Annotated in this window: 12 protein-coding genes; 6 read left to right on the top strand and 6 right to left on the bottom strand. The window is 69.9% G+C overall.

Translation table 11 applies throughout. The features are described 5' to 3' along the window. Positions 1 to 51 precede the first annotated feature (51 nt). The 4 genes from WMF12_RS17920 to WMF12_RS17905 form a co-directional block, all read right to left on the bottom strand. Positions 52 to 1014, bottom strand: a complete 963-nt coding sequence (locus WMF12_RS17920; RefSeq protein ID WP_437872775.1) for an SMP-30/gluconolactonase/LRE family protein — start codon at positions 1012 to 1014, stop codon at positions 52 to 54. A gap of 128 nt (positions 1015 to 1142) precedes the next feature. Next, on the bottom strand, positions 1143 to 2765 hold the full coding sequence (locus tag WMF12_RS17915; protein ID WP_437872774.1) for a DUF1552 domain-containing protein: 1623 nt from the start codon (positions 2763 to 2765) through the stop codon (positions 1143 to 1145). 195 nt (positions 2766 to 2960) lie between these two features. Next, a complete protein-coding gene (locus WMF12_RS17910; RefSeq protein ID WP_437872772.1) occupies positions 2961 to 3881 on the bottom strand; it encodes a Kelch repeat-containing protein in 921 nt (306 codons plus the stop codon). 30 nt (positions 3882 to 3911) lie between these two features. Beyond that, positions 3912 to 6329 carry a type VI secretion system Vgr family protein gene (locus WMF12_RS17905; protein ID WP_437872770.1) on the bottom strand — a complete coding sequence of 806 codons (2418 nt, stop codon included), beginning with the start codon at positions 6327 to 6329 and terminating at the stop codon, positions 3912 to 3914. Between the two features lie 758 nt (positions 6330 to 7087). On the opposite strand from WMF12_RS17905, the gene WMF12_RS17900 reads away from it, so the two are divergent. Together WMF12_RS17900 and WMF12_RS17895 are read left to right on the top strand one after the other, a co-directional pair. Continuing rightward, positions 7088 to 10276 (top strand): DEAD/DEAH box helicase, encoded by a 3189-nt coding sequence (locus tag WMF12_RS17900; protein WP_437872768.1) that lies wholly within the window; start codon positions 7088 to 7090, stop codon positions 10274 to 10276. Next, complete coding sequence (locus tag WMF12_RS17895) at positions 10273 to 11196, top strand: SWIM zinc finger family protein (RefSeq protein WP_437872767.1); 924 nt, start codon at positions 10273 to 10275, stop codon at positions 11194 to 11196. The genes WMF12_RS17900 and WMF12_RS17895 overlap by 4 nt, the downstream gene beginning before the upstream one ends. Before the next feature lie 8 nt (positions 11197 to 11204). Here the strand turns inward: WMF12_RS17895 and minE are convergent, their stop codons facing one another. Next, on the bottom strand, positions 11205 to 11519 hold the full coding sequence (gene minE / locus WMF12_RS17890) for a cell division topological specificity factor MinE (RefSeq protein ID WP_437746852.1): 315 nt from the start codon (positions 11517 to 11519) through the stop codon (positions 11205 to 11207). A 12-nt stretch (positions 11520 to 11531) separates the two neighbouring features. After that, positions 11532 to 12359, bottom strand: a complete 828-nt coding sequence (gene minD, locus WMF12_RS17885) for a septum site-determining protein MinD (RefSeq protein ID WP_437746851.1) — start codon at positions 12357 to 12359, stop codon at positions 11532 to 11534. Between the two features lie 246 nt (positions 12360 to 12605). Between minD and WMF12_RS17880 the strand changes: the two genes are divergently transcribed. The 4 genes from WMF12_RS17880 (at position 12606) to WMF12_RS17865 (ending at position 16665) form a co-directional block, all read left to right on the top strand. Then, positions 12606 to 12776 carry a hypothetical protein gene (locus WMF12_RS17880; RefSeq protein ID WP_437872763.1) on the top strand — a complete coding sequence of 57 codons (171 nt, stop codon included), beginning with the start codon at positions 12606 to 12608 and terminating at the stop codon, positions 12774 to 12776. A 371-nt stretch (positions 12777 to 13147) separates the two neighbouring features. Further along, positions 13148 to 14311, top strand: a complete 1164-nt coding sequence (locus WMF12_RS17875) for a sugar ABC transporter substrate-binding protein (RefSeq protein ID WP_437872759.1) — start codon at positions 13148 to 13150, stop codon at positions 14309 to 14311. A 76-nt stretch (positions 14312 to 14387) separates the two neighbouring features. Then, positions 14388 to 14825 carry an NADAR family protein gene (locus WMF12_RS17870; RefSeq protein WP_437872756.1) on the top strand — a complete coding sequence of 146 codons (438 nt, stop codon included), beginning with the start codon at positions 14388 to 14390 and terminating at the stop codon, positions 14823 to 14825. A gap of 199 nt (positions 14826 to 15024) precedes the next feature. After that, positions 15025 to 16665: a hypothetical protein gene (locus tag WMF12_RS17865; protein WP_437872755.1), complete on the top strand. Its 1641-nt coding sequence runs from the start codon at positions 15025 to 15027 to the stop codon at positions 16663 to 16665. Positions 16666 to 16700: the final 35 nt, after the last annotated feature.

Genomic DNA, 16700 nt, shown 5'->3' with positions numbered 1-16700 from the left:
TGGGCGACGAGGTCTACTCACCCACAGGGAGAGCCTTTTGCATGAACCCGATCACCGCATGTGCGCGAGCGGGAGCCCCGCCACGGGCGCGCGGAACGTGAGGAGGTGGGGCATCGCCAGCGACCCCATGTAGCACGTGCGGAGATCGGGGCCGCCGAACGCGATGCTCGTGGGCAGCTGCAGCGTGTTTCCCGCGCATGCGCCGAGATCGGCCGGCTCGATGGTGCCGTTCCTCTGCTTCAGGGTCATCGTCTCGAGGACCGCAGGGCGCGGATCCTCGAAGACGGTCTGGTAGCTGCCGTCGGGGAAGATCACCCCGAGGCCGTTGCGACAGACGGCCACCACCCAGATGTTGCCCTCGGCGTCGAAGGCGAAGCCATCCATGTACCCGCCGATGCCGAGGTTATCGGGCCCGAACTGCTCGGGATCGCCGAGGCTGCCGTCGTCGCGCACCGGGAACCGGAGGAGGCGGCCGGGGACGGTCTCGACGGCGTACAGGAACCGCTCGGCGGCGTCGAGGCGCACCTCGTTCGTCAAGCTGAGGCCGTCGGCCACGATGCGGGCGCCCTTCTCGTCGACGAGCACGATGTACCCGTCGCGGATGCTGCCCACGACCGCGGGCCACCACGGGAGATGCCGTGTCGTGACGGAGATCCAGAGGCGATCCCGCGAGTCGATGAAGCAGAAATTCACGGCGCCGAGCGGCTTGCCGTCGATGGAGTCGAGGAGGACCTCGGACCGGCCGTCGCGGTGGAGCTTGTGGATCTTGCCGCCGGACATGCTGGCGACGATGAGGTTGCCCTGCCGATCCATCGCCATGCCGTTCGGCTCGGGCACCTCCGGGCCGAGGGTCGCCTGCCTGCCATCGGGCTCGATGCGCGTCGCGATGCCGCGAGCGTCCGAGGTCCAGAGCGTGCCGCCGGGCTCGACGATCACGCACTCCGGCCGGACAAGGCCTTGCCCGACGTACTCGATCCGAGACAGCTCGAGGGTGAAACCCCTGACAGATGACATCCAGCGACCTCCCGGCACGGCGCCGCGCCGCGCCTTCTCGACGCGCGCGAGCATAACATCCCCCTCACCGACGGGGACATCTCGAGCAGCCGCGCCGCCCCGGGCCGACAGGCTCGGGAACGAGACGCTCAGGAGTTCGCCTTGAGCGCGGTGAACTCGCCTGGATCGTGGATGGTCGGGGGATTGACCCCGCCGCCGATGAAGTCTTCCGTCCGGTCGTACATGCCGAAGTGGGTCACCGGCCCCGAACCGCCAGGTGCCGGGAAACCATCCGCGCCTGCCTTGACCCCGAGGGCGTTCATCAAGCTGCAGAAGTACTTGTTAATGGGCGCGTTGGCGAGCGACGGATCGGTCCCCGTCTCCTGGGAGATCGCGTCGACCTCGTTCGAGGTGCCTTCGGTACACGTGATCTCGCTGTTGCCGGTCGTGAGTTCGGGCGAGCCGTCATCGACGTTCACGGCCCAGCCGGTCTTGAAATAGCCGCCGGCGCTGCCGGCCTGGACGATCGGCAGGTTGTTGAGGTTGCGGGCGCAGCCGTCCGACACGTCCTGGAACCAGACGGCCGCGCAGCTGTCGAGGAGCGTCCCGTCGCCCTCCTCGATGCGGCTCAGCTGCTCGACGAGGTGGGCGAATTTCCTCGCATAGTAGTCGTCGATCGTGAGGAGCATGTCGATCGCACCGGGGAGACAGGTGCCCGTCATGCCCGCATTGTCCAGGCGGCGCGAGAGGCTGGCGCTCTCGTGCTTCACGCCGAGCCCATTGAAGACGTAGTTCCCGGGGTATTTCAGGAAGATGACGGGGTTCGCGTTGCACGCCGCTGCCAGGACGGCAAGGTTCGAACAGAGGTCCGCTCCGTCCAGAGTGTCCGAGATTCGCCGCGTCAGCCTGTCGTCGCCGCTCGGGGGCGTGCCCCACAGGTTGATGTTTTCTTGCGTCGCGCCGAGCGCCGTGGCGAGCGCCGTGTCGCACTGCGCGGAAGCCACCACGTTCCCTGTCGAGTTGATGAGCTCCTTCCAGGATGCGAGCTTCTGCTTGTCGGCACGGCTCATGTCGAACCGCTCGAGCCTCTGCAGATCATCCTTCACGATGTCGAGGACGCTCTTGCCGCGCATCGCCGCGTAGGTGTCCGGAGACGTCGGCTTCCCCGGCTCGAAGATGCCCGTGAGGCTGCTGAAGACCTGCGACGCGTTGAGGCCCCTGAACGGTGTCTCGGCGGCGGAGTAGGAGATCGCCGACTGAGGGTTTTCATTCTGACCAACCGTGTTCAAGAGCAACGGAGTCCCTTGCGGGCTGAGCTGTCGTGCGATGACGTGGTCCAGCGAGGGACCGGTCGGTTTGGCGTTGAACTTCGTGTCGGCGTTGAAGCTGAACGGGTCGTCGCTGTTGGGAGTGACCGGGTGGCAGGTGAAGTACGACCCGACCACCTGCGTGTGAGGATCGTTCCCCTGCCCCCGCTCCAGCGTCGCCGTCCACTCGTTCATCGCGCGGATGCCTCGGGGCATGAGGAGCTTGTCGACGTGAGGCGCCAGGTGCTTGAGCGTCGTCGACTGGAGGTCCGCGGCGGTGAGCGGGCCGTGTGACTTCTTCGGGAACCACCTCGTCGTGATGCAGCCATAGGGCGTGAACATCACGATCAGCCGCTTCGGTGGCGTGGCCGGCTGCGCCATCACGGAGCGGTCGAGGATCGAGCCGAGGAACGGCGCCGCGACGCAAGCTCCGCCCAGCCCCCGGAGGAAAATTCTTCGGTTCATGCGCTTTGACATGGTCGTACTTTTCCTACCTCAATGGACGCAGACGCCCGGCGTGCCACTCGCAACGCCCTCGGATGCCCGAGTTTGCCTCGGCTCCACCATCCCCATAATCTCCGGGGGTCCGTGAACGTATTTGGAATTCGCTCGGCCGGGCGCGTTGGTCGACCGAGCCTCACGTCGGGCTGCGCGAGCGGCTCACGCAGCGCCGCGGATCCTCGGGGAGCGCCGGCGCACGCGCAGGGCAGCGAGCCCCCCGGCGAGGACGAGCCATGTGGGTGTCCCCTGGATTCCGGGCCCCATCTGGCAATGCCAACCACCGCTGCCGCTGCTGGGCGAGCCGCCGCCAGCGCCGCTCTGCGCGCCGGTGTCACCGGCGCTACCCCCCTCGCCCGTCCCGCTGTTGGCGCCAGCGCTCGTGCTCGTGGTGCCGTCGCTGCCTCCAGCGCCGCCCTTTCCACCTGCGCTCTGCAAGCACACGCCAGCCTGGCACACCCCGCTGCTGGGGCGCTGCCCAGGAACATAGAGGTGAACGAGGGGGGACGGGTAGTACCCACTGCCGAGCTCGCCGCCCACCATCAGAACGCGTCCGTCATCCAGCCGCGCGGGCACGCGGTCGGCGATCGGGAGATCCATCGGAGGCCCCGGCGACCAGATGTCCGTCGCCGGATCGTAAAGCTCGACCGAATCGTCGAGCGAAGACTGACCATCCAGATTGCCCGCCAGGAGCACCCTGCCGTCGGCAAGGAGCACGGCCTTGGTTACAGACCGCCAGGCGGTCATCGCCGCCGCTGGCGTCCAGGTGTCGCTCGCCGGATCGTAGAACTCGGCCGTCGCGAGGGAGATGCCCTCGGAGGTGCCCCCCACGACGAGCACCCTGGCGTCCGGGAGCAGCATGGCCGTATGCGCCGAGCGTGCCTGGCTCATCGAAGCCACAGGCGTCCAGACGTCGGTCGCCGGGTCATACACCTCCGCGCTCGCCCCGTGGTCGCCGCCGCCCGTGACGAGCACTCTGCCGTCCTGGAGCAGCGTCGCCCTGTGATGGAATCGCTGCTGGTTCGTGGCCCCATTGGAATATGCTTGCGAAGGATGCGGCGCGACCCGGCCGTGTGCCTTCATGCGCGTCCACGACCACGAGACGGAGGCGGACTATTTGATGAGGTGCAACTCCGCCTGCTGGAGATCGAGGTCGGTCTTGATGCGGTTGAACACGGTGTTGTAGTTGAGCCTCTTCGCCTTGAGATCCACCGCGTCGCTCACTTTCTTTACCTCGTAAGGGCAGATTTTATAGGCCACTCCACCGATTCTCTCTATTTTACTCGACCTGATGACCTCGACCCGTCTTCCGATCTTGGTTTTGTACAATCTGGTCACTTCGCTCTCGGCTTTGCCTACGACTTTGCTGGCACTGTTTCCTTTGACCACAGTGTCGCGGTTGCCGAAAATCTCGGTGACGACCTTACCGGTGATGTTCGTGGTGCTCCCGCCAGCATGAATCGTGACTTCTCGCCCTGCGAAGAAGTCGGCCGTGGCTTTCCCGCGGACCGACTTTTTTTCCGTGAGCGTAACCTCTGACTCGAGGGGCCCGAAAATCTTCGTTTTATTCAGTCCGTGGACCGTCGTCTCTCGCCCTTCGAAGAATTCGCTCTCATCATGGCCGTTGATCTCGGTAGCGCGCTTCCCATCGACGGTCAACTCGCTGTCGCCACGGATCGTGACGCTGCGATCGGCCTTGAGCTCGGTCGTGTCTTTGCCAACGATGGTCGTCTCTCGGGTCCCCGCGATGAGGGTTTTTCGGTTTCCAAGCACGCGCGTGGATTCATTGCCCTTGATGAGCGTGTCGCGCCGGCCCCAGATCACGTTGGTGGCCCATCCAGCGATGAAGTTCCCGACGTACCCTCCGGTGAAATTCAGGCGAAAGCCCGCCACCACGCTCTCGGAGGCACCCAGGGTAAACGAAAATCGGTTGCCAAGCACCGTGCTCGTGCTCGCGCCTCCGACGGTCGAGCCAAAGTCGCCGCCCGTCTTGAGCTCGAGGTTGGCCGAGTTGGGCGCCCCCATTCGAATGTAGGTGTTCGAATGGGGCGTCGACAGCGTGATCCGCTCTTGCCCCGCCTGGTCCTCCAGCTCGATTCGATTCCGCCCGCCCGTCTGGATCACGTTCCGTGTGCTGTTTCCGGCCGTGACCGGGCTCGGCGTCAGCGCGTTGGGCGCGACCCCGACGATGGACGGCCTGTCGGGATCGCCCCCCGCAAAGGCGCACATGACCTCGACGCCAGCTCGCAGCGGGAAGTGGAAGCCCTCGACGCCGCCGCCATGGGGCTGAAGCATCCGAACCCAGGTCGACGCCTTCCCCCCGCTCAGGTCGCTCTCGTCGAAGTGAAACTTGACCCGGTAGCGACCATGGCTGTCGATCTGGGCGTAGTCGCTGACCGCCGCGCCTTCGATGATCGCGGTCTCGGTGCCGTAGATGCGCGGCCACTCGGTGACCTGCCGCGCCCGGAACTGCGCCGTCGCGGCGATGGCCTTGGCCTCGATACGGTAGCCTTCCTCCCACGGCGCGAGCTCCCGGAGCTCGGGCACGCCGGGGGCCTGGTTCGACCAGTGCTCGATCTCGGTGGTCAGATAGCTCGTGTTGTACGCGGCCCGCGGATGGTCCTCGAGCTCGAAGGTGAACCCAGGGATCAGCGTCCCCGCCGCGCCCGTCGCCTGGTAGACAACGCCGGCGACCGCGAGGCTCTCGGCCTTGATCCGCGCGAGCCGCGCCCCTTCTCGCGGTGAGAAGAACCGCGCGCCGTACAGGCTGACCTCGCCGAAGCCATTGGCGCAAACGGGCGACTGCCCGGCGACCGCTACGGCCGGATTGGTGTAGTCATAGTCCTTGAGGCGGACCGAGCCGGGCACGGCGCCATGCCGGCACGTGAAGGAGCGGAAGGCGTCTCTCGCCGTGTCGGCACCGCCGCTTTGCGGATAATAACGGACCGGTTTGTCGCCATGGGGCTCATGGGCCGACCGATCGTCGACCAGCACCAGCGTCTCGCCGCCCTCCCCATGCTCGAAGTGATAATAGATGCCTTCGCGCTCCATCCACCGGGCGATGAAGTCATAGTCGCTCTCGCGGTACTGGCAGACATGCTCCTCGGCGCCGTAGGCGCCCCGGAGCTGGAAGGCGCAGTCCGTGACGCCGCCCTTCTGAAGGACGTCTCGAATGATCGCCGGGATGGTCTTCCCGCTGAAGACACGGCTGTGGAGCGACAGGGTGAGCAGGGCGAGGCGCGGGACCATGATGGCCCGGAAGACGCACCGACCGGCCAGATCGTTGATCAGCTCGATGCTCTCGAGGACGCCGCTCCGGAGGAAGCGCGCGCCGCCGTCGCTCCGGTCCAGGGAGATGGTCACCGGCTTGCCCACGGCCGCGGCCATGTCGACCTCATGGCCGACGTCGTTGGTCATCGTCAAGTAGAGCTCAAAGCGATAGAGCTTCGAGATACCCTCGGTACCGTGAAAGGCCACGAGCTGGGCGGAAGAGGGCAAGGAGCTCGATTGAACGACAAACATGTCGGGCATGGGGAGCCTCACGGGTGCGGACCAGCAGCAGGGACAGCCATGCGATGCCGATCATGGAGGGGCATTGCATCAAGCGTGTGTCAGGACGCTGTATGTCGAGACGTCTATCGTCGTTATTTTCTCGATTTGCTGGAGGAGACCGTTCGCATCGCGGTCTCTCTCGCCTGGTGGATGCCGCGTGGCGGGCCGTCCTTCACCAAATCACCGGCGGCCATCTCTTTTTCGAGAGGAGCCTCCCGTCGCGCTGGCGCGCTCGATCCCCTCGAGCCGGAGCTCGCGGAGATCCTCGAGGTCCACGGGCGAGCTCGCGCGAGGCTGGCTCGGAGACGACGCGCGCGGGGGCGCTCCCGCCCAGCACGCCGCGCCGCGAAGGGTGAAAAATTTCAACGAAACAGAATTGCCCAACAGGCTCTGCTTCGTTCTCGTCCGGGGAAGGCTCGCCCCGAGGCTCAGCCGCGCGAGCGGTCAGAGCGGCTGCGCCATGTCGGCGGAGGCGACCAGCTGAGGCTCTCCGCGCGTCCAGCCACAGCGGACCACGGCGCGCATTGCATCGAGTCACGACTTTTTCCCATGGCACGCTCACCGACCCTGTGAATCGGAGGTTCCAAAAAAATCCTGGTAATTTACCGGGCGAGTCCGGAATGGGTCACAACCGCTGATCCGCGGGTGCGCTCCCGCCCGACCCACCGCTTTTTTCACCTCACGACGCGCGACGACCCTTTTCGTCTTGCCCGGTTGTGCAATGAATCTGCGCGCCGATGCCGCTCGTCTTTCTGCCCGGCGATCTCCGCTTCTTCCTCTGGGACGACACGGCCCCTCCGCGGCTCGCGGCCCGGTCGCTCGGCGCGACGACCCCGGCGGAGGCGATCGTGGTCTCCGAGGCGGGCCGCGCCGTGAGGAAGACCGGAGAGGCCGCGGCGCTCCTCGACGGCCTGGCCGCGCTCGCCAGCATGGCCCAGGACGACCTCGGGCGAGCGCCGCCGTCCATCGCCGCATGGAGCCTTGCGAGCAAGCTCGCGCTCGACCTCGTGGTGCGCGAGCGGGTCGTGCCCCGCGTCGTGCCCGCCAGCGCCGCGGGGGGGCGCACGGAGGCCCGCTGGGCGGTGTCGCTGGCGGCCCCGGAGGACGCCGCGCGCGTCGCGGCGCTCGCCCGCGCCATGCCGCCCGCCGCGCACGCGGTGCCGGCGGGCGCGCAGCAGGCCAGCGGCGACGGCGGGCGCTCCCGGGCGCCCGCCGCCGCGGAGGTCTGGTCCGCCGACGCCCTGCTGCGCGCCTTCCTGGACGCCGCGGCCGACGCGCTCGCGCGCGGCGGCGACACGGACCGCCCGGCGCGCGCGCCGCGTCCGGCGCACGCCCCGTGGGAGCGCCGGCTGGTGCTCGCCCTGACGGGCCCGCGGCGCGCCTTCGCCGCGGAAGGGCTCGCCGAGCGCGCGCTCGTGGCCGATCTCGACGCGTGGGTCCGGCCCGCGCTCGGCGCGTGCGACGCGCTGCGCGCCTGCTTCCGGCTGGAGCTGCCCCAGGGCGACCGCGGCTTCGTGCTCCGCTTCCTGCTGCAGGCGACCGACGATCCCAGCCTGCTCGTGCCCGCCGCCGACGTGTGGAAGACCCAGGGACGCACGCTGAAGGCGCTCGGGCGCGCGTTCTCCGGCGCCGAGGAGGTCCTCCTCGGCGCGCTCGGCGCCGCGGCGCGGCGCTTCGCGCCGATCGCCCGGGCCCTCGGCGAGGCGCGGCCGGAGCGCGTGGACCTCGATCCCGCGGAGGCGTGGGACTTCCTCGCGCAGGCCGCGCCGGCGCTGGGCGAGGCCGGGTTCGGCGTGGTCGTTCCGGGAGAGCTCCTTGTCTCGGGGCAGCGCCGCCTGCGCCTCCGCATGCGCGTCGGCGCGGCGCGCCCCACCGCGGGCGTCGTCGCGGGCAGCGCCGGGCTCGGCCTCGACGAGGCGCTCGATTTCGCGTGGGAGGCGGCGCTCGGCGACGAGGCGCTCTCCGCGCGCGAGCTCGCCGCCCTCGCGCGGCAGAAATCGCCGCTCGTCCGGCACCGCGGGGCCTGGGTGGTCGTGGTCCCCGAGGAGCTCGCCGAGATAGCGCGGCGCCTCGAGGCCGGCGGCGGCCGCATCTCGGCGCGCGAGGCGCTGGAGGGCGCCCTCGCGGGCGAGACCCGCGTCGACGGCCTGGCCGTCCCCGTGGTCGCCGAGGGCGCGCTCGCGCGCGCGATGGAGCGGCTCCGCTCGGGCGCCGAGCGCGCCGCCGCGCCGCCCGCGGGGTTCGTGGGGACGCTGCGCCCGTACCAGGCCCGCGGCGTCGCCTGGCTGCAGACGATGGCGAGCCTCGGCCTGGGCGCCTGCCTGGCCGACGACATGGGCCTCGGCAAGACCGTCCAGCTGCTGGCGTTCCTTGTCGGCCGGCGGGCGGCGGCGCCCGAGGACGCGCGCCCGACGCTGCTCGTCGCCCCGACGTCGGTCGTCGGCAACTGGGAGCGGGAAGCGGCTCGCTTCGCCCCTGCCCTGCCCCTCGTGCGGCACTACGGCGAGGGGCGCGCCCGCTCGGCCGAGGAGCTCGCTTCGCGGGCGTCCGGCGCGAGCGAGCGGCCCGCCGAGGGCGGCGGGCTCGTCCTGACCACGTACGGCCTGCTCCGCCGCGACGCCGCGGCGCTCGCCGGCGTGGACTGGGCCGCGGTCGTGCTGGACGAGGCGCAGAACATCAAGAACGCCGCGTCGCGCACCGCCCGCGCCGCGCGCGCGCTCCGCGCCCCGCACCGCGTCGCGCTGACCGGAACGCCCGTCGAGAACCGCCTCGCCGAGCTCTGGTCGATCCTCGAGTTCGCGAACCCCGGACTGCTCGGCCCGCTCGAGGCGTTCCGGCGCGCCTACGCGGTGCCCATCGAGCGCTACGGCGACCGGAAGGCCGCAGAGCGGCTCCGGCGCGTCGCCGGGCCGTTCTTGCTGCGACGCGTCAAGAGCGATCCCGCCGTGCTTCAGGACCTTCCGCCGAAGGACGAGGCCAGGGTCTTCTGCACGCTCACGCGCGAGCAGGTGACGCTCTACCAGGCGGCGCTCGACGAGGCGATGCGCCGCATCGAGGAGGCCGAGGGCATCGAGCGGCGCGGGCTCGTGCTCTCGCTGCTGACGGTGCTCAAGCAGATCTGCAACCACCCGGCGCAGTGCCTCGGGGAGGCGGGGCCGCTCGCGGGCCGGTCCGGCAAGCTCGCGCGGCTCACCGAGATGCTCGAGGAGGCGCTCGCGGCGGGCGATCGCGCGCTCGTGTTCACGCAGTTCCGCGAGATGGGCGACCGGCTGGTCCGGCACCTCGCGCCTTCGCTCGACACGGAGGTCCTCTTCCTGCACGGCGGCACGCCGAGGCTCGCGCGCGACGAGATGGTGCGGCGGTTCCAGGACGATCCGCGGGGGCCGCGCGTGTTCGTCCTCTCGCTGAAGGCCGGCGGCGCGGGGCTCAACCTGACGGCGGCGAGCCACGTGTTCCACTTCGATCGCTGGTGGAACCCCGCGGTCGAGGACCAGGCGACGGACCGCGCGCACCGGATCGGGCAGCGGCGCGCGGTGCAGGTCCACAAGCTCGTCTGCGCGGGCACCGTGGAGGAGAAGGTCGACCGGATGCTGGAGCAGAAGCGCGATCTGGCGGCGCAGGTGGTGGGCCAGGGCGAGGCGTGGATCACCGAGCTCGACGACGCGGCGCTGCGCGAGCTGTTCGCGCTGTCGAGGGACGCCGTGACCGGCGCGGGCGAGCTGGACGATCGCGAGGAGCCGGAGCCGGGGCCTGGGGAGGAGCGCGGCGCCGCGCCGGACGGGCGCGGCGTGCCGGAAGGCGAGCGCGGCGCGCAAGAAGGCGGCCGCGGCGACGCACCGGGCGCGCGGCAGGTGCGCCGCGCGGAGAGCCGGCGGACGGGCGCGAGGCGCCAGGTGGACCGAGCGCGGGGAGGAGCGCCCACATGAGCCCGCCGGCGCGATGGGCGCCGTTCCACCGGGAGGCCGGGCCGAAGCCGCCGCCGCCGGCGCGAGGCATCCGGATGAAGCGGGCCGGCACGACCTGGTGGGGCAAGCGCTGGGTGGAGGCGCTGGAGCGGATGGCGCCCGACGACGCGGGCCGCCTCGCGCGCGGGCGCACGTACGCGCGCACGGGGAGGACCCACGATCTCACGGTGAAGCCCGGCCTCGTGACCGCGCGCGTGACCGGCTCGCAGCCGAGGCCGTACAAGGTGATCCTCACGATCGCGCGGCTCGACGACGCCACCTGGGCGAAGGCGATCGCCGCCATGGCGAAGCGGGCGAGCTTCGCGGCGGAGCTCCTCGCGGGCCAGATGCCGGAGGACATCGAGTCCGCGTTCCAGAGCGCCGGGACGAGCTTGTTCCCGGAGCGGCCCGAGGACCTCACCACGGCCTGCTCGTGCCCCGACATGGCGAACCCCTGCAAGCACGTCGCGGCGACGCACTACGTGCTCGGGGAGGCGTTCGACAAGGACCCCTTTCTGCTGTTCGAGCTGCGCGGGCGCACGCGCGAGCAGGTGATCGAGGCGATCCGGGCCGCGCGGGGCGCCCCCGCGCGCGCCAAGCGGGCGGGCGCCGGCAAAGGCGCCCCCTGCGCCGGAGACGCGCCGGCGATCGCGACGGTGACGCCCGGCAAGATGGCGGTGAAGGACTACGACGCCTGGCGCGAGGCGCCGCCGGCGCTCGACGTGGCGCTGGAGCCGCCCGCGGCGCACGCGGCGCTCCTGTCCCAGCTCGGCGCGCCGCCGGGCTGGACCGAGGAGCGCTCTCCGGCGGATCTCTTCGGACCGCTCCTCCGGGCGGCGTCGGAGCGGGCGCGGGAGATCGCGATGGCGGAGGGCGCGCCGCGGGGGCGAGGGCGCGGCTGAGCCGCGCTTCAGCAGTTCCGCGCGGCGGGGGCCACCGCCCGGGACGCGGCGGCGCGCACGGCCGCCCGCTCCGACTCGGAGAGCACGACGTTCAGCTCGAGCACGTCGCAATCGCCGCTCCGCTCCACGTTCACGCTCACCTGGTCCAGGTCGATCCGCTCGTACTTCGAGATCACCTGGAGCAGCTCCTGCTTGAGCCGCGGCAGGTAGTCCGGCTCGCCCGTCGGGCGCACGCGCTCGCGCGCCACGATGATCTGCAGACGCTCCTTCGCCACGGTCGCCGACTTCGGCTGCGACTTACGGAAATAATCCATGATCGACATGGCAGAGCTCCCTCAGACGGTCGCCGCCTGGCCGCCAAAAATCCGGCTGAAGAACCCCTTCTTGGCCGGCTCCAGGAAGCGGTGGGGGCGCTCCGCGCCAAGGAAGCGCTGGACCACGTCGAGGTAGGCCTGCGCCGCGTCGCTCGTCGGATCGAGCACCACGGGCGTCCCGGCGTTCGACGCCTGGAGCACCGCCGGCGACTCCGGGATCACGCCGAGCAGCGGGATGCCGAGGAGCTCCAGCACGTCCTGGTGCGCCAGCATCTCGCCCTTGGCGACGCGCGCCGGCGCGTACCGCGTGAGCAGGAGGTGCGTCTTCACCGCCTCCTCGCCGAGCTCCGCCCTGCGGGTCTTCGCGTCCAGGAGGCCGAGCACGCGATCCGAGTCCCGCACCGAGGAGACCTCGGGGTTCGTCACCACGATCGCCTCGTCGGCGAAATACATCGCCATCTGCGCGCCCCACTCGATCCCCGCCGGCGAGTCGCAGAAGATGTATTCGAAGCCCGCGCCGCGCAGCTCGTCCAGGATGCGCCCGACGCCGTCCAGCGTGAGGGCGTCCTTGTCCCGCGTCTGCGACGCGGGGAGCACGTACAGCGAATCGAGCCTCTTGTCGCGGATCACCGCCTGACGGAGCGTCGCCTCTCCGCGGATCACGTTGACGAGATCGTAGACCACGCGCCGCTCGCACCCCATCACGAGATCGAGGTTGCGGAGCCCCACGTCGAAGTCGATGGCGATCGTCTTGCAACCGACGGCCGCGAGGCCGGACGCGAGGTTTGCGGTCGTGGTGGTCTTGCCGACTCCGCCTTTGCCCGAGGTGACGACGACTACCTTTGACACCAGAAACCTCCTTAAGATGGTTCGAGAGACGTGGCCTGTCCTACGGCCGAGCCCGCGCGGATGCCCGCCTCCCGGCGTTGAGGGGGCGGCGTCGACGTGATGGGAGCTCGGCGCCCACCCGATTCCATTGAGGCCGGGGACGCGCTCGACTGGGTACGTCATCGCGAACCGAACGAACAACTTTTTCGCGACGAAACTTGCAGCGTAACCCGGCCGGCGATCTGGAGCCAAGTTACCTACATGTAGGTGCGCCCTGCCGACGCGCCGTGGTGCGGCGAGAAGGACGCCACGTTCACGCCCGTCACGAACAGCCGGATCCTCGTGTCGCTCGCCCAGGCGTTCGGCGTCGAGATCGAGTCGTTCGGCTCCCAGCCCGACCCGGCGCTCACCACGGGCGCGCTCAGCGAGCTCACGTAGGCATTCTCCACCTCCTTCCGCGACGGGCGGCGACCTGGCCGAGACGCACCGTCGGCGCGAGGCGAGGTGTGTAATCGTGCTTCCATGGCTCGTCTGCGCCTGGTGCCTTCGGCCGAGAGCTCCCACCTCGCCTTCACGCCGCTCCTCATCGGCGATTTTCCGTGCCTATTGACAGTCACTTCGTCGACGTCGTATCTCAAAATTGCAAACATGGGTTTCAGGATGCCCACGACGTTGCAATGCGCCCGTCGAACCGACATGGTGCTCGTTTATCGCAGATGTCGGCGGCACTGTAGGGAGACCAGGACGCTTGTGGGACTCGCGTCCAAGATCTCGGCATCGTGCTCGCCGACCGCCGAGGAGGGAATGTCATGAAGATGACAGGACGACGCTGGATGACGGCCCTCGGGCTCATGCTGATGACGGCGGCGTGCGCGGCAGAGGACGCCCCCCAGTCGGACAAGCCGACCGAGGAGATCGCGCTGATCAAGCGAGACCGGACGCCGCTCACCGAGTTCACGCCAAAGGAGCTCGAGGAGACGGTCGACAACCTCATCGGCGCGATCAACCAGAGTGGGCTCGAGCCGATTCAGATGGTGGTCCTGCTGAAGCACCTCTCCACCTTCTTCGAGCCGATCGCCACCGGCGCGAACCGAGCCATGGGGGAGCTCGAGGCCGTGGGGAACGTGCTCGGCCCCAGCACGCAGATGACGACGGACGACGGCACGGCGTCGCAGAACCTCCAGAATCAACAGATCGCGAACGCGATAGAGGATGGCGTCCAGGGCCTCGGCGTATCGCCCTACGACGTCCTCAACGAGGCCTCCATCAAGGACGCCGTGGCGGAGGGGCTCCACGTGGTGACGTTCGACACCGACCTGAAGGACTCGGGGCGCACGCTCTACGTCGGGGCCATCCAGGAGAAAGCCGGCAAGTTGGGGGCAGAGACCCTGATCAATCTGCTACCGAAAGGGCCAGGCACGGTGGTGGTCCACGGCGACACGTCAACGCAGTGGTACGACGGGTCCCAGCGAACGTTCGGCGTCCTGGATGCGCTCGGGAAGACCGGTTACACGGCGCAGGTGGTCCAGGCCGTCTTCATCAACGGTCAGGAAAGCTTTGACCTCGATCAGCTGAAAACCCTGATCCTGAACGCGGACCCGCCCGTCGTGGGCATGATCGGCGTGTTCAACATCTCGTATCGCTGCGTGATGGCCGCAGAAGCCGCCGGCAGGCCGGAGATCCCCATCGTCACGTTCGACTTCGATCCGAAGACCGCCGAATACATGCAGAAGAAGCGCATCAAGGCGACGATCGTCCAGCGGCAGTACTACGAGGGGTACCTCGTGCCCTACATTCTCTATGGCATCCAGCACATCGGCCTCGAAGCGACGAAGCAGATCCTCCGTCCGCTGATGGTCGACGAGAACGGGATGGTCGACGAGCACCGGGTCAACCTCGGCGTCGACGTAGTCCCGCAGGACAAGTTCGACGAATACAACGATTTCCTCGACCAGATCGGCTCGATCCAGTAGCGGCGCCGTGGATGGCGGCGGGCTCGCGGCGAGGTTCCACCCCTGTGCCGCGGGGGCCGTGGGGTAGACTGGGCTGATGACCGTCATCCGCTTCTATCGCTCCGGCGACGCTCACGGGTTCTTCTCCAACTTCTCGCGCCACCCGGTCACGCTCAAAGGCAAGGTGTGGCCCACGAGCGAGCACTACTTCCAGGCCCAGAAGTTCCCCGGCACCGAGCACGAGGAGGCGATCCGCAACGCCTCCGGCCCCGGCGAGGCGGCCCGCATGGGCCGGCAGCGGAGCCGCCCGCTGCGCCCCGACTGGGAGCAGGTCAAAGACGATGTCATGCGCGAGGTGGTGCTGGCGAAGTTCACCCAGCACGAGGATCTCCGGCGCGCCCTGCTCGACACCGGGGACGCGGAGCTGGTCGAGCACACCGCGAACGACGCCTACTGGGCCGACGGCGGCGACGGGAGCGGGCGGAACATGCTGGGCATCATCCTGATGGAGGTCCGCGCGCAGCTGCGCCGCTGACGCGTCAGGGCGGCTCTCTCTCCCCGGACGGCCCTGGATCGCTCGCGATGGGCAGGACGCGCGTGGCGACCGGGGCATGCGCTTCCCGGCCGCTCAGGCGCTTTGACGGAGACGCCTGAGCCGGTCGGGTGTACCACAGCGCACGTCCATGAGGAGAACCCGCCTGTCCATGCGCCCAGCGTTTCCCAGACTTCTCACCATGGCTGGGCTGGTCGCGCTCGCGTCCTGCGGAGGGCCCCCCGCGGCGACGCCGCCGCGCTCGGCCGCGGCCCCGGCGCTCGCGGGGACGGCGCCGCCGGGCGGCCCCGCGATGCCGCGAAGCGTGGAGTCGCTCGTCGACGTCATCCCCGGCGACGCGGTGCTGGTAGCGAGCGTCCCGCAGGCCGGCGCGCTCCTCGCCGGCGCTGCGCCGGCCATCCGGGAGGAGCTCCTCGCGGCGGTCCTGGCGCGCCAGCCAGGCCTGAGCCCTGAGCTCGCCCGAGATCTGATGGCGTCGTTCGACGGCGCCACGGTGTTCGTCGGGGGCGAGGCGGCCCCACGCGAATCCCTGGGGGCGATCGTCGAGAACGGCTGCGTGGCGGCGCGGTTCCGCGACGGAGCCCCGGTCGAGCGGCTGCTGAAGGAGCTGCCGCGCGAGGCCGGCGAGGGCAGGTTCGCGCTCCGAGGCGACGAGGACGACGTGATCGCCCACGGCGCGTGGCTCGCCGAGGCGCGGGTCGCCCTCGTCTGCGCCCGGCCAGAGCCGCTCTCGAGGGCCCTGCGTGTCGCGGGGCAGCGCGAGCCGTCGTTCAAGACGTCCTCGCTCTTCCAGGCCGAGCGCGCCAAGGATCCCTGGCTCGCGATCGACCTCCACCGGCTGCAAGGCGGCGGCGCGACCGGCCCCGAGCCCGGCTCGCGGCTCTTCATCGCCGTTCCCATCCACCAGGACGCGCCCGGGCTCCACGTGGAGCTCGCGCTTTTTGGACCGGAAGTTCCCGCGCTCGGCACGGTGCTCGCTGCGACGGACCATGCCGCCGTGGCGAAGCTGCCCCAGGGGGCGCTTGTGACGTTCGGGCTGTCCCTTCAGCGGTCGCCAGGAAAGACGGTGAGCGATGTCCTCGGCGCCTTCGACGGGTTCGCCGGCGAGCCCACCGCGGCGGCGGCCGCGGCCGCGCTCGCCGAGGTAGGGCTCGAGCTCGGCGATGTGGACAGGGCGCTCGGCGGCGAGGCCGCGGTCGGGATCTACCGCGATCCGAAGCACAAGCTCGGCCTCGCAGGCGCCAGGCGCGCCGAGGCGCTCAGGCACAGCGCCGTGCTGATCGCGCTGGCGACAGCGGATGAGGCAGCGCAAAAGAAGGTGTTCGGCGCGGTCGCCGCGCACATGAAGCGGACATCGAAGAAGCTCAGGGCCAAGCCTGGGTCGCTCGCGCAAGATCTCGATGACGGCAACGAGCTGAGGGCCGAGACCCGGCCTGGGTTCATCCTGATCGGCGCGGGCGACCGGCGCTACCTCGCCCAGGTCGCCGCGCGCTTCGGGAAGGACAAGGAATCGCTGGCCGCGACCCCGTCGTTCGCCGAGGCCCGGGCGCTCGCGAAGGGCGCCTCGCATCTGCAGCTGTACATCGACCGTCAGGCGTTCGCGGGCCTGCTCGACGGCCCTGTGGCGGCGAGCGTCGGCGCGCTCGGCGCATCGCCGACGCTGGTCTCGCTCGCGCTCGCGCCGAGCGACCGCGGGCTGGATCTCACGCTGAGCGGCCATGGCGGGGTCGAGATCCTCGGCGCGAGCGCCGCGCTCGCCGTCGCCGGCGTCAGGCGTTACATCAACTCCGCGAAGGCAGCGGCGGCGGACGAGCTGGAGTAACGCGCCGGGGCCGCGCCCGGCGCGCATCGCCCTGG

The sequence above is a fragment of the Sorangium sp. So ce363 genome (genome assembly GCF_051520435.1).
Classification (GTDB): domain Bacteria; phylum Myxococcota_A; class Polyangia; order Polyangiales; family Polyangiaceae; genus Sorangium; species Sorangium cellulosum_B.
This window is presented reverse-complemented; position numbering and strand designations above follow the sequence as displayed.

Bases quoted from the DNA above. Each gene is read 5' to 3' on its own strand.
- WMF12_RS17920 (WP_437872775.1), bottom strand. From the start codon at position 1,014: ATGTCATCTGTCAGGGGTTTCACCCTCGAGCTGTCTCGGATCGAGTAC.
- WMF12_RS17915 (WP_437872774.1), bottom strand. From the start codon at position 2,765: ATGAACCGAAGAATTTTCCTCCGGGGGCTGGGCGGAGCTTGCGTCGCG.
- WMF12_RS17910 (WP_437872772.1), bottom strand. From the start codon at position 3,881: ATGAAGGCACACGGCCGGGTCGCGCCGCATCCTTCGCAAGCATATTCC.
- WMF12_RS17905 (WP_437872770.1), bottom strand. From the start codon at position 6,329: ATGCCCGACATGTTTGTCGTTCAATCGAGCTCCTTGCCCTCTTCCGCC.
- WMF12_RS17900 (WP_437872768.1), top strand. From the start codon at position 7,088: ATGCCGCTCGTCTTTCTGCCCGGCGATCTCCGCTTCTTCCTCTGGGAC.
- WMF12_RS17895 (WP_437872767.1), top strand. From the start codon at position 10,273: ATGAGCCCGCCGGCGCGATGGGCGCCGTTCCACCGGGAGGCCGGGCCG.
- minE (WP_437746852.1), bottom strand. From the start codon at position 11,519: ATGTCGATCATGGATTATTTCCGTAAGTCGCAGCCGAAGTCGGCGACC.
- WMF12_RS17875 (WP_437872759.1), top strand. From the start codon at position 13,148: ATGAAGATGACAGGACGACGCTGGATGACGGCCCTCGGGCTCATGCTG.
- WMF12_RS17870 (WP_437872756.1), top strand. From the start codon at position 14,388: ATGACCGTCATCCGCTTCTATCGCTCCGGCGACGCTCACGGGTTCTTC.
- WMF12_RS17865 (WP_437872755.1), top strand. From the start codon at position 15,025: ATGGCTGGGCTGGTCGCGCTCGCGTCCTGCGGAGGGCCCCCCGCGGCG.